Annotated in this window: 11 protein-coding genes; all 11 read right to left on the bottom strand. The window is 70.3% G+C overall.

Going from position 1 to position 12,811, the window contains the following annotated elements; all coding sequences use genetic code 11:
- Positions 1–103: 103 nt before the first annotated feature.
- A complete protein-coding gene (gene metK / locus ACFY30_RS34825) occupies positions 104–1,312 on the bottom strand; it encodes a methionine adenosyltransferase (protein ID WP_390662352.1) in 1,209 nt (402 codons plus the stop codon).
- A 239-nt stretch (positions 1,313–1,551) separates the two neighbouring features.
- Positions 1,552–2,754, bottom strand: coding sequence for a bifunctional phosphopantothenoylcysteine decarboxylase/phosphopantothenate--cysteine ligase CoaBC (coaBC, locus tag ACFY30_RS34820; protein ID WP_390662351.1), 1,203 nt, complete (start codon positions 2,752–2,754; stop codon positions 1,552–1,554).
- 122 nt (positions 2,755–2,876) lie between these two features.
- Complete coding sequence (gene rpoZ / locus ACFY30_RS34815) at positions 2,877–3,149, bottom strand: DNA-directed RNA polymerase subunit omega (protein ID WP_003988945.1); 273 nt, start codon at positions 3,147–3,149, stop codon at positions 2,877–2,879.
- Between the two features lie 67 nt (positions 3,150–3,216).
- Positions 3,217–3,810 carry a guanylate kinase gene (gene gmk, locus ACFY30_RS34810; protein ID WP_390662350.1) on the bottom strand — a complete coding sequence of 198 codons (594 nt, stop codon included), beginning with the start codon at positions 3,808–3,810 and terminating at the stop codon, positions 3,217–3,219.
- A gap of 60 nt (positions 3,811–3,870) precedes the next feature.
- Positions 3,871–4,194 (bottom strand): integration host factor, encoded by a 324-nt coding sequence (locus ACFY30_RS34805; RefSeq protein ID WP_003977346.1) that lies wholly within the window; start codon positions 4,192–4,194, stop codon positions 3,871–3,873.
- Between the two features lie 313 nt (positions 4,195–4,507).
- On the bottom strand, positions 4,508–5,347 hold the full coding sequence (gene pyrF / locus ACFY30_RS34800) for an orotidine-5'-phosphate decarboxylase (RefSeq protein WP_390849134.1): 840 nt from the start codon (positions 5,345–5,347) through the stop codon (positions 4,508–4,510).
- Positions 5,344–6,450, bottom strand: coding sequence for a quinone-dependent dihydroorotate dehydrogenase (locus tag ACFY30_RS34795; RefSeq protein ID WP_390849133.1), 1,107 nt, complete (start codon positions 6,448–6,450; stop codon positions 5,344–5,346). The genes pyrF and ACFY30_RS34795 overlap by 4 nt, the downstream gene beginning before the upstream one ends.
- Positions 6,451–6,505: 55 nt before the next feature.
- Complete coding sequence (gene carB / locus ACFY30_RS34790) at positions 6,506–9,814, bottom strand: carbamoyl-phosphate synthase large subunit (protein WP_390849132.1); 3,309 nt, start codon at positions 9,812–9,814, stop codon at positions 6,506–6,508.
- Positions 9,807–10,961, bottom strand: coding sequence for a glutamine-hydrolyzing carbamoyl-phosphate synthase small subunit (gene carA, locus ACFY30_RS34785; RefSeq protein ID WP_390849131.1), 1,155 nt, complete (start codon positions 10,959–10,961; stop codon positions 9,807–9,809). Before carA ends, carB begins: the two co-directional genes overlap by 8 nt.
- A complete protein-coding gene (locus ACFY30_RS34780; protein WP_390849130.1) occupies positions 10,958–11,527 on the bottom strand; it encodes a hypothetical protein in 570 nt (189 codons plus the stop codon). The genes carA and ACFY30_RS34780 overlap by 4 nt, the downstream gene beginning before the upstream one ends.
- On the bottom strand, positions 11,524–12,810 hold the full coding sequence (locus ACFY30_RS34775) for a dihydroorotase (protein WP_390849129.1): 1,287 nt from the start codon (positions 12,808–12,810) through the stop codon (positions 11,524–11,526). Before ACFY30_RS34775 ends, ACFY30_RS34780 begins: the two co-directional genes overlap by 4 nt.
- Between the last annotated feature and the right edge of the window lies 1 nt (position 12,811).

The raw sequence follows: 12,811 nt of genomic DNA, 5'->3' as shown, positions 1-12,811 counted from the left end.
CAGCCCGCTCGGAGTACCGCGTCCGCCGTGCGAGGCCCGCGCACACGCCAGGGGCCCGGCTCTCACGGGTGAGAGCCGGGCCCCGGGGAGAGACGGACGGGGACTACAGGCCGGCGGCCTTGCGCAGCTCCTCCACGCGGTCGGTCCTCTCCCAGGTGAAGTCGGGCAGCTCACGGCCGAAGTGGCCGTACGCGGCGGTCTGGGCGTAGATCGGGCGCAGCAGGTCGAGGTCGCGGATGATCGCGGCCGGGCGCAGGTCGAAGACCTCGTCGATGGCCTTCTCGATCTTCTCGGGCTCGACCTTGTGGGTGCCGAAGGTCTCGACGAACAGACCGACCGGCTCGGCCTTGCCGATGGCGTAGGCGACCTGGACCTCGCAGCGCGCGGCCAGGCCGGCGGCGACCACGTTCTTCGCGACCCAGCGCATCGCGTACGCCGCCGAGCGGTCGACCTTGGACGGGTCCTTGCCGGAGAAGGCGCCGCCGCCGTGCCGGGCGAAGCCGCCGTAGGTGTCGATGATGATCTTGCGGCCGGTGAGGCCGGCGTCACCCATCGGGCCGCCGATCTCGAAACGGCCGGTCGGGTTGACCAGCAGACGGTAGTTCTCGGTGTCGAGCTTGATGCCGTCGTCCAGGAGTGCCTTCAGCTCCGGCTCCACGACGAACTCGCGGATGTCGGGAGCCAGCAGGGAGTCCAGGTCGATGTCGGACGCGTGCTGCGAGGAGACGACGACCGTGTCGAGGCGGACGGCCTTGTCGCCGTCGTACTCGATGGTGACCTGGGTCTTGCCGTCGGGACGCAGGTAGGGGATGGTCCCGTTCTTGCGGACGTCCGACAGCCGCTTGGAGAGGCGGTGCGCCAGGAAGATCGGCAGCGGCATCAGCGTCGGCGTCTCGTCGGAGGCGTAGCCGAACATCAGGCCCTGGTCGCCGGCGCCCTGCCGGTCCAGCTCGTCCTCGTCGCCCTCGACCCGGGTCTCGTACGCGGTGTCGACGCCCTGCGCGATGTCCGGGGACTGGGCGCCGATGGACACCGAGACACCGCAGGAGGCGCCGTCGAAGCCCTTCTTCGAGGAGTCGTAGCCGATCTCGAGGATCTTGTCCCGCACGAGCTGGGGAATCGGCGCGTAGGCCTTGGTGGTGACCTCGCCGGCCACGTGCACCAGACCGGTCGTGATCAGGGTCTCGACGGCGACGCGGGACGTCGGGTCCTCGCGCAGCAGCGCATCGAGGATGGTGTCGCTGATCTGGTCAGCGATCTTGTCGGGGTGACCCTCGGTCACGGACTCCGAAGTGAACAGGCGACGGGACACAACGCTCCCTGGGGTTGCAGCGGCTGCTGGCTGATCATTGGCGGACGCGACGGGAGCTGCGCCCGGCGTCGTCCGGGAACAGTTTATCGGTCGAGCCCGGCCACCGGCCCACGCGTCTCGCCTCTCGGGAGCGCTGTGACCTGCGGCACGGGCATTCTGCCGAATGCCGAGCACCCTTGGCCAGGGTCGCCACGCCCGAATCGAGCGGCGTTCGAGCGAACCAGGGGCGCATCGAACCGTCAGCTCAGGCGCGGCGCCACCAGGTCCCACACGGTTTCGGCCAGGGCTTCCTTGGGGCCGTGCGGCACGGGGGTCTCGCTGCCGTCGGCGCCCAGGACGACCGCCTCGTTCTCCTCGGAGCCGAAGGTCCTGCGCTCCCCCACCTCGTTCACCACCAGCAGGTCGCAGCCCTTGCGGCGCAGCTTCGTCCGGCCGTTGGCGAGGACGTCGTCGGTCTCGGCGGCGAAGCCGACGACCACCTGTCCGGGGCGGGCGCGGTCGGCGGATATCTCCGCGAGGATGTCCGGATTCCGTACGAGGACGATCGGGTCGGGTTCCTGTCCGTCCTTCTTCTTGATCTTCCCGGCGGCGTAGGTCTCCGGCCGGAAGTCGGCCACGGCGGCCGCCATCACGACCGCGTCGGCGTCGGCCGCCGCCTTCAGCACGGCCTCGCGCAGCTGTACGGCCGTCCCGACCTGAACGACGTCGACGCCGGCCGGGTCGGGCAGCCCGGTGTTGGCCGCGATCAGCGTGACGCGGGCGCCCCGGGCGGCGGCGGTGCGGGCGAGGGCGTAGCCCTGCTTGCCGGAGGAGCGGTTGCCGAGGAAGCGGACCGGGTCGAGGGGCTCGCGGGTCCCGCCGGCGCTGACCACGACGTGCCGGCCGGTGAGGTCGGGCTCGCGCACGCCCCTGGCCAGGACGCGGCGGCAGATCTCGAAGATCTCGGCGGGGTCGGGCAGCCGCCCCTTGCCGGTGTCGACACCGGTGAGGCGGCCGACGGCCGGCTCGATCACGACGGCGCCGCGGCGGCGCAGCGTCGCCACGTTCTCCTGGGTGGCCGGGTGCTCCCACATCTCGGTGTGCATCGCGGGGGCGAAGACGACCGGGCAGCGGGCCGTGAGCAGGGTGTTGGTGAGGAGGTCGTCGGCGAGGCCGTGCGCCGCCTTGGCGAGCATGTCGGCGGTGGCGGGGGCGACGACCACCAGGTCGGCGTGCTGGCCGATGCGGACATGCGGGACCTCGTGGACGTCGTCCCAGACCTCCGTGGAGACGGGGTGGCCGGAGAGGGCGGACCAAGTGGCGGCGCCGACGAAGTGCAGGGCGGAGGCGGTGGGAACGACCCGTACGTCATGGCCGGACTCCGTGAGCCTTCTCAGCAGCTCACAGGCCTTGTAGGCGGCGATGCCACCGCTGACCCCCAGAACGACCTTGGGCTTGTCCACCGTCTCTCCCCGGACCTCGGAAGCGCGCCGTGGCTCCGGCGCACGTCTCCATCACACACCACAGGCCCGGCAGGAGCACTGCCGGGCCTGTGGAAAAGTCAGCTGCAAGCTGAAAGTAGTACTTACTGCGCCGGGCCCTCGACGGCCTCGGACGTCAGCAGACCCGCGTTGATCTCGCGAAGGGCGATCGAGAGCGGCTTCTCGTGGACGTGGGTGTCGACGAGCGGACCGACGTACTCGAGGAGGCCCTCGCCGAGCTGCGAGTAGTACGCGTTGATCTGGCGGGCCCGCTTGGCCGCGTAGATCACGAGGCTGTACTTCGAGTCGGTGGCCTCGAGGAGCTCGTCGATCGGCGGGTTGATGATGCCCTCGGGCGCGGAGATGGAAGAGGACACGCTCTACCTTCCGATGGATGGGAAAAGAATGGCCGTGATCACACGGTTCTGATCACATGGACCGCGATCACACAACATCCATCAAGGCTAGCAGCTCACGCGCCACATCCTCGACGGAGGTGTTGACCAGGGTCACGTCGAACTCCGGCTCGGCCGCGAGTTCGGTCTTCGCGGCGTCCAGCCGGCGCTCGATGACCTCGGGCGGCTCGGTGCCCCGCCCGGTGAGTCTGCGCACCAGCTCCTCCCAGGACGGGGGAGCCAGGAACACCAGCTGGGCGTCCGACATGGACTCTCGGACCTGCCGGGCACCCTGGAGGTCGATCTCCAGGAGAACGGGCTCACCGGACTCCAGGCGCTCCATCACGGCCCCGCGCGGGGTGCCGTAGCGGTTGCCGGCGAACTCGGCCCACTCCAGCAGCTCACCGTTGGCGATCAGCTTGTCCATCTCGTCGTCGGTGACGAAGAAGTAGTGGACGCCGTGCTGCTCGCCGGGGCGGGGCTTGCGGGTCGTCGCCGACACCGAGAGCCAGACCTCGGGGTGTTCCTTGCGCATATGGGCGACGACCGTGCTCTTGCCGACCCCGGAGGGGCCGGAGAGCACGGTCAGCCGCGGACGTGCGTCCGGGGGTTCGGGGGTCGTCCCCCGGAGTGTTACAGCCATGCAGCGATTATTCCAGCAATCCCGGAGTGCCCGGGACTCCCTTCCCGGCAGTACCCGGGATCAGGAGCCGGTGCTGCCGAACTCACGCTCCAGGGAGGCGATCTGGTTGGACCCGAGACCGCGTACGCGGCGGCTCTCGGAGATGCCGAGTCGCTCCATGATCTGCTTGGCGCGGACCTTGCCCACGCCCGGAAGGGACTCGAGCAGGGCGGAGACCTTCATCTTGCCGATGACGTCGTTCTCCTGGCCCTGCTTGATGACCTCGTGCAGGGAGGCGCCGGAGTGCTTGAGTCGATTCTTGACCTCGGCCCGCTCCCGGCGAGCCGCGGCGGCCTTTTCGAGCGCGGCTGCGCGCTGTTCGGGGGTAAGGGGCGGAAGAGCCACGCCTACGTCACCTCGGATGTCGAACTGTCGGATACGGACCGGTGAGGAACCTAGTCGCCCCACACCTGGGGAGCCACGAGCAACACGCTCTGCCCGTTTCTCCCCCACTGCTTGAAGAGTGTGGGAGGTACCCCCACTGCTCGGAGACTAGCGGCCAACTCCGTCTGAGTCAGCGAGAACAGAGGAAAAGTCCTGGTCAGCCTCCGTCAGGACGGGATATTTCAGACATAGTGCCCCGGATTTGAGAATGTATCCAGCCTCAAATCGCCAAGGAGGCTCTCGTCGGAGGTTTGAAAAGTGCCCGGGCCGCCCATCAGGCAGACCCCACCGCCGACCGGATCTCCTCCGCGAAGCGGTCCGCGGCGTCACGCAGCGCGACCACGTCGGGACCGTGGCGCAACACACCCCGGCTGACGTTCGGCACGACATTGCGCACCGCCGACCCGAACACCCGGGGCAGGTCCGCCGCAGTCGCGCCCTGGGCACCGACGCCGGGGGCGAGGAGGGGGCCGTTGATGTCGAGGTCGTACGACGACAGATCACCGAGCGTGGCCCCGACGACCGCCCCGAAGGAGCCCAGCGGCTCCTCCCCCGCGTTCTCCAGGGCCAGGTGGGCCAGCATGGTCGCGCCGACGTCACGGCCGTCCGCGCGCACCGCGTGCTGCACCTCGCCGCCCTCGGGGTTGGAGGTCAGCGCCAGCACGAACAGACCGGCGCGGTTCTCCCGGGCGAGCGCGACGGCGGGGCTGAGCGAGCCGTAGCCGAGGTACGGCGAGACCGTCAGCGCGTCCGAGAACAGCGGCGCGTCCTTGTGCAGGAAGGACTCCGCGTACGCGGCCATGGTCGAACCGATGTCGCCGCGCTTGGCGTCCATGACCACCAGGGCGCCCGCGGCCCGCGCCTCCTGGACCGACCTCTCCAGGACGGCGACCCCGCGCGAGCCGAACCGCTCGAAGAACGCGCTCTGCGGCTTCAGTACGGCGACCCGGTCGGCCACCGCCTCGACGACCGTGCGGCTGAACCGCTCCAGGCCCGCCACGTCGTCGTTCAGCCCCCACTCGGCGAGCAGGGAGGCGTGCGGGTCGATGCCGACGCACAGGGGGCCGCGCTCGTCCATCGCGCGGCGCAGTCGGGCGCCGAAGGCCTCGGTCATACCGTCTTCCTCACGTCGGCGCCGACCGCGTCGGCGAGGGTGGCGTACGGGCTCGTGCGCAGCCGGGCGGCGAGCCCCTTGTGGATGGCGCGGCCCCAGAAGGGGCCCTCGTAGACGAAGGCGCTGTAGCCCTGCACCAGCGTGGCACCGGCCAGGATGCGCTGCCAGGCGTCCTCGGCGTTCTCGATGCCGCCCACGCCCACGAGGGTGATCCGGTCGCCCACGCGCGCGTAGAGCCGGCGCAGCACCTCCAGGGAGCGCGCCTTGAGGGGCGCTCCGGACAGACCGCCGGTCTCCGCGACCAGCGAGGGATCGGACGCCAGACCGAGGCCGTCGCGCGCGATGGTGGTGTTCGTGGCGATGATCCCGTCCAGGCCGAGCTCCACCGCGAGGTCGGCGACCGCGTCCACGTCCTCGTCGGCGAGGTCCGGGGCGATCTTCACCAGCAGCGGGACACGGCGGTTCGCGACCGTCCGGTCCGCGGCCTCGCGCACGGCGGTCAGCAGCGGCCGCAGCGACTCGGTCGCCTGCAGGTTGCGCAGCCCCGGGGTGTTCGGCGACGACACGTTCACGACCAGGTAGTCGGCGTACGGCGCGAGCCGCTCGGTCGACTTCACGTAGTCCGCGGCCGCCTCCTCCTCCGGTACGACCTTGGTCTTGCCGATGTTGACGCCCACCACGGTCTTGAAGACGGGCGTACGGGAGGCCAGGCGGGCGGCGACGGCCAGCGAGCCCTCGTTGTTGAAGCCCATGCGGTTGATGAGCGCGCGGTCCTTCACGAGCCGGAACAGCCGCTTCCTGGGGTTGCCGGGCTGCGGCTCACCGGTGACCGTGCCGATCTCGACGTGGTCGAAGCCCAGCATCGACATCCCGTCGATCGCGATCGCGTTCTTGTCGAAGCCGGCGGCGAGCCCGAAGGGACCGTGCATGCGCAGCCCGAAGGCCTCGGTGCGCAGTTCCTTGTGGCGGGGGGCGAGCGCGGCCGCGACGAAGGTGCGCAGCACGGGCACGCGGGCGGCGAGGCGGATCCAGCGGAAGGCGAGGTGGTGCGCCTGCTCGGGGTCCATCCGCTGGAAGACCAGACGGAAGAAAAGCTTGTACATGGATGTGTCCTCATGAAGAGGGGGACACCGTTTCCGGTGTCCCCCTCGTCGGCTGCTAGTCGCGGGCCGCGGTCAGGTGTTCCGCGTGTTCCTGGAGCGAACGGACACCCACGTCACCGTGGTTGAGGGCGTCGATGCCCTGGACGGCCGCGGCGAGCGCCTGGACCGTCGTCAGGCACGGCACGGACCGCGCCACGGCCGCCGTACGGATCTCGTAGCCGTCGAGGCGGCCGCCGGTGCCGTACGGGGTGTTGACGATGAGGTCGACCTCGCCGTCGTGGATGAGCTGGACGATGGTCTTCTCGCCGTTCGGGCCGGTGCCCTCGGACTGCTTGCGCACGACCGTGGCGTTGATGCCGTTGCGCTTGAGGACCTCGGCGGTCCCGGAGGTGGCCAGCAGTTCGAAGCCGTGGCCGACCAGCTCGCGTGCCGGGAAGATCATCGAGCGCTTGTCGCGGTTGGCGACCGAGATGAACGCGCGGCCCTTGGTGGGCAGCGGGCCGTAGGCGCCCGCCTGCGACTTGGCGTACGCCGTGCCGAAGACGGAGTCGATGCCCATGACCTCGCCGGTGGAGCGCATCTCCGGGCCGAGGACGGTGTCGACGCCGCGGCCGGAGGTGTCGCGGAAGCGGGTCCACGGCATCACGGCCTCCTTGACGGAGATCGGCGCGTCAAGCGGCAGCTCACCGCCGTCGCCGGTGGCCGGGAGCAGCCCCTCGGAGCGCAGCTCGGCGATGGTCGCGCCCAGCGAGATCCGGGCGGCGGCCTTCGCCAGCGGCACCGCGGTCGCCTTGGAGGTGAAGGGGACCGTACGGGACGCGCGCGGGTTGGCCTCCAGGACGTAGAGGATGTCGCCGGCCATCGCGAACTGGATGTTGATCAGCCCGCGCACCCCGACGCCCTTGGCGATCGCCTCGGTGGAGGCCCGCAGGCGCTTGATGTCGAAGCCGCCGAGGGTGATCGGGGGCAGGGCGCACGCCGAGTCGCCGGAGTGGATGCCGGCCTCCTCGATGTGCTCCATGACGCCGCCGAGGTACAGCTCCTGGCCGTCGTAGAGGGCGTCGACGTCGATCTCGATGGCGTCGTCGAGGAAGCGGTCCACGAGGACCGGCCGGGTGGGGCTGATCTCGGTCGACTCGGCGATGTAGGACGACAGCCGGGTCTCGTCGTAGACGATCTCCATGCCGCGGCCGCCGAGGACGTACGACGGCCGCACCAGGACCGGGTAGCCGATCTCGTCGGCGATGGCCTTGGCCTCGGCGAAGGTGGTGGCGGTGCCGTGCTTCGGGGCCGGCAGACCGGCCTCGGCGAGCACGCGCCCGAAGGCGCCCCGGTCCTCGGCCGCGTGGATGGCCTCGGGGGAGGTGCCGACGATCGGCACGCCGTTGTCCTTCAGAGCCTGCGCGAGACCCAGCGGGGTCTGGCCGCCGAGCTGGACGACGACACCGGCGATCGGGCCGGCCTGCGCCTCCGCGTGGACGATCTCCAGCACGTCCTCGAGCGTCAGGGGCTCGAAGTAGAGACGGTCGGAGGTGTCGTAGTCGGTGGAGACGGTCTCCGGGTTGCAGTTGACCATCACGGTCTCGTACCCGGCGTCGGACAGCGCGAAGGAGGCGTGGACGCAGGAGTAGTCGAACTCGATGCCCTGGCCGATGCGGTTGGGGCCGGAGCCGAGGATGATCACCGCGGGCTTCTCGCGCGGCGCTACCTCGCTCTCCTCGTCGTAGGAGGAGTAGAAGTACGGCGTCTTCGCGGCGAACTCGGCGGCGCAGGTGTCGACCGTCTTGTAGACCGGGCGGACGCCCAGCGCGTGCCGGACCTCGCGCACGACGTCCTCGCGCAGGTCGCGGATCTCACCGATCTGCTGGTCGGAGAAGCCGTGCCGCTTGGCCTCGGCGAGCAGACCGGCGTCCAGGCGGTCGGCGGCGGCCAGCTCGTCGGCGATCTCCTTGATGAGGAAGAGCTGGTCGACGAACCAGGGGTCGATCTTCGTGAACTCGAAGACCTCCTCGGGCGTGGCGCCCGCGCGGATGGCCTGCATGACGGTGTTGATCCGGCCGTCGGTGGGTCGCACGGCCGCGCGCAGCAGCTCGTCCTTGTCGCCGGGGTCGCCGACGAAGGTGAACTGGCTGCCCTTCTTCTCCAGCGAGCGCAGCGCCTTCTGGAACGCCTCGGTGAAGTTGCGGCCGATGGCCATGGCCTCGCCGACCGACTTCATGGTGGTCGTGAGGGTGGAGTCGGCGCTCGGGAACTTCTCGAAGGCGAACCGCGGGGCCTTGACGACCACGTAGTCGAGCGTGGGCTCGAAGGAGGCCGGGGTCTCCTGTGTGATGTCGTTCGGGATCTCGTCGAGGGTGTAGCCGACGGCGAGCTTGGCGGCGATCTTGGCGATCGGGAAACCGGTCGCCTTGGAGGCGAGCGCCGAGGACCGCGACACGCGCGGGTTCATCTCGATGACGATCACCCGACCGTCCTCGGGGTTCACCGCGAACTGGATGTTGCAGCCGCCGGTGTCCACGCCGACCTCGCGGATGACCGCGATGCCGATGTCACGCAGGATCTGGTACTCGCGGTCGGTCAGGGTCATCGCCGGCGCGACGGTGATCGAGTCGCCGGTGTGGACGCCCATGGGGTCGAAGTTCTCGATGGAGCAGACGACCACGACGTTGTCGTGCTTGTCGCGCATCAGCTCCAGCTCGTACTCCTTCCAGCCGAGGATGGACTCCTCCAGGAGCACCTCGGTGGTCGGTGAGAGCGTGAGGCCCTGGCCCGCGATGCGGCGCAGCTCCTCCTCGTCGTGGGCGAAGCCGGAACCGGCGCCGCCCATGGTGAAGGACGGGCGGACGACGACCGGGTAGCCGCCGAGCGTGTCCACGCCCGCGAGGACCTCGTCCATGGTGTGGCAGATCACCGAGCGGGCGGACTCGCCGTGCCCGATCTTGCGGCGGACCTCCTCCACGACCTCCTTGAACTGGTCGCGGTCCTCGCCCTTGTGGATGGCCTCCACGTTGGCGCCGATCAGCTCGACGCCGTACTTCTCCAGGACGCCGTTCTCGTGCAGCGAGATCGCCGTGTTGAGGGCCGTCTGGCCGCCCAGGGTGGGCAGCAGCGCGTCCGGCCGCTCCTTGGCGATGATCTTCTCGACGAACTCGGGGGTGATCGGCTCGACGTAGGTGGCGTCGGCGATCTCCGGGTCGGTCATGATCGTCGCCGGGTTGGAGTTCACCAGGACGACCCGGAGGCCCTCGGCGCGCAGGATGCGGCACGCCTGGGTGCCGGAGTAGTCGAACTCGGCGGCCTGGCCGATGACGATCGGGCCGGAGCCGATGACCAGGACGGACTGGATATCGGTGCGCTTAGGCACGCTGGCCCTCCATCAGGGAAACGAAGCGGTCGAACAGGTAGGCGGCGTCGTGCGGGCCGGCTGCCGCTTCGGGGTGGTACTGGACGGAGAAGGCCGGCTGGTCGAGCAGCTGCAGCCCCTCCACGACGTCGTCGTTCAGGCAGACGTGGGAGACCTCGGCCCGGCCGAACTTCGTCTCGCTCACCTTGTCGAGCGGCGCGTCCACGGCGAAGCCGTGGTTGTGCGCGGTGACCTCGACCTTGCCGGTCGTACGGTCCTGGACCGGCTGGTTGATGCCCCGGTGGCCGTACTTCAGCTTGTAGGTGCCGAAGCCGAGGGCGCGGCCGAGGATCTGGTTGCCGAAGCAGATGCCGAACAGCGGCGTCCTGCGCTCCAGGACGGCGGTCATCAGCGCGACGGGGCCGTCGGCGGTGGCCGGGTCGCCGGGGCCGTTGGAGAAGAAGACTCCGTCGGGCTCGACGGCGTAGACGTCCTCCTCGGTGGCGGTCGCCGGGAGCACGTGCACCTCGATGCCGCGCTCGGCCATGCGGTGCGGGGTCATGCCCTTGATGCCGAGGTCGATGGCGGCGACGGTGAACCTCTTCTCGCCGACCGCGGGGACGACGTAGGCCTCCTGGGTGGTGACCTCCTCGTAGAGGCTCGCGCCCTTCATGTGCGGCTGGGCCTGCACGCGCGTGAGGAGCTCCGCCTCCGGGGCGATGGCCTCGCCGGAGAAGATGCCGGCGCGCATGGAGCCGCCCTCGCGCAGGTGGCGGGTGAGCGCCCGGGTGTCGATGCCGGAGATCCCGACGATGTTCTGCCGGACCAGCTCGTCGTCCAGGGAGCGCTTGGCGCGCCAGTTGGACGGCACGCGCGCGGGGTCGCGCACGACGTAGCCGGAGACCCAGATGCGGCTCGACTCGTCGTCCTCGTCGTTCCAGCCGGTGTTGCCGATCTGCGGGGCGGTGGCGACGACGATCTGGCGGTCGTACGACGGGTCGGTCAGGGTCTCCTGGTAGCCGGTCATGCCGGTGGAGAACACCGCCTCGCCGAAGGTCTCCCCCACGGCCCCGTAGGCACGGCCGCGGAAGATCCGGCCGTCCTCCAGGACGAGTACGGCGGGAAGCACCTTTTTCTCAAAAGCGATTCCCCTGGTGGAGGTCGTCATCGTGCGCCTTCCGTCGTGTTGTTCTTGATCATGGAGTTGATGGCGTCGACCCACTCGGTGTGCTCGGCCGCCCGGTCGGACCGGAAGCCGGAGTCGATCAGCTTGTCGCCGTGCGCCCAGGTCACCACGAGCAGTCCGCCCTCGGTGAGGACCTTGCCGGCGATGCCCTTGCCGAGCAGGGCCTCACGCAGGGCGCCGGCCGGGATGAAGAAGTCGGTCGCGCCGGGGCGTACGACGTCCAGTCCCGCGTCCGTCAGGGTGAGCTCGGCCCGGCTGCGGGTGCCCAGGCCGCGCGCCACGATGCGGTCGAGCCACTGCCCGGCGGTGGTGGAGCCGTGGTAGCGGCCGCTCATGCTCAGTCTCGCCGGGCCGGGGTCGTCCGGCGCGGCGGGCAGCTCGGGGAGGTCGCCCTGGAGCGTGCCGCGCCACTTCCAGCCCTCGCGCATCAGCCAGTAGACGAGCGCGACGAAGAGTCCGAGGCCGACCACCCAGCCGATCCGCGCGGCCCAGTCGGTCACTTCGGCCGATTGTTTCCCGGCCGCGAGCAGTAGTGCTGCAGATGTCACGTGAGCTTCCCGTCGACGAGCGTGGCCTTGCCCCGGAGCCACGTGTGCGTCACACGGCCCGGCAGCTCACGCCCCTCGTACGGGGTGTTGCGGCTGCGCGAGGCGAAGCCCGCGGGGTCCACGGACCCACGGTATGCCGTGTCGACGAGCGTGAGGTTGGCGGGCTCACCTGCCGAGACGGGACGCCCGTGCCCCGTCGCCCGCCCGATCAGCGCGGGCTTGAAGGACATGCGCTCGGCGACCCCGGCCCAGTCCAGCAGGCCCGTCTCGACCATCGTCTCCTGGACCACCGACAGCGCGGTCTCCAGGCCGACCATGCCCATGGCGGCGGCGGCCCACTCGCAGTCCTTGTCCTCGTGCGGGTGCGGGGCGTGGTCGGTGGCGACGATGTCGATCGTGCCGTCGGCGAGCGCCTCGCGCAGGGCGTGCACGTCACGCTCGGTGCGCAGCGGCGGGTTCACCTTGTAGACCGGGTTGTACGTCCGGACCAGCTCGTCGGTGAGGAGCAGGTGGTGCGGGGTGACCTCGGCGGTGACGTCGATGCCGCGGGACTTGGCCCAGCGGACGATCTCGACGGACCCGGCGGTGGACAGGTGGCAGATGTGGACGCGGGAGCCGACGTGCTCGGCGAGCAGGACGTCCCGGGCGATGATCGATTCCTCGGCCACCGCCGGCCAGCCGCCGAGCCCGAGCTCGGCGGAGACGACGCCCTCGTTCATCTGGGCGCCCTCGGTGAGGCGGGGCTCCTGGGCGTGCTGGGCGACGACGCCGCCGAAGGCCTTCACGTACTCCAGCGCGCGCCGCATGATCACCGCGTCGTCGACGCACTTGCCGTCGTCGGAGAAGACGGTGACCCCGGCCGCCGACTCGTGCATGGCACCGAGCTCGGCGAGCTTCCTGCCCTCCAGGCCGACCGTGACGGCGCCGATCGGCTGTACGTCGCAGTAGCCGTGCTCGCGGCCCAGTCGCCAGACCTGCTCGACCACGCCGGCGGTGTCGGCGACGGGGAAGGTGTTGGCCATGGCGAACACGGCCGTGTAGCCGCCGGAGGCCGCCGCGCGCGTGCCCGTCAGCACGGTCTCGGAGTCCTCGCGGCCCGGCTCCCGCAGATGGGTGTGCAGGTCCACCAGACCCGGCAGCAGCACCTTGCCGGCGGCCTCGACGACCTCGGCGCCCTCGGCCGGCAGCCCGGTCCCGACGGCCGCGACGACCTCACCGTCGATCAGGACGTCCTGCGGCTCGCCGCCGAGCACCTTCGCACCACGGATCAGGATCTTGCTCATC

The organism is Streptomyces sp. NPDC000345, assembly GCF_042898825.1.
Classification (GTDB): Bacteria; Actinomycetota; Actinomycetes; order Streptomycetales; family Streptomycetaceae; genus Streptomyces.
The sequence above is the reverse complement of the archived record's forward strand: the minus strand, read 5'-3'. Positions and strand labels throughout refer to the sequence as shown.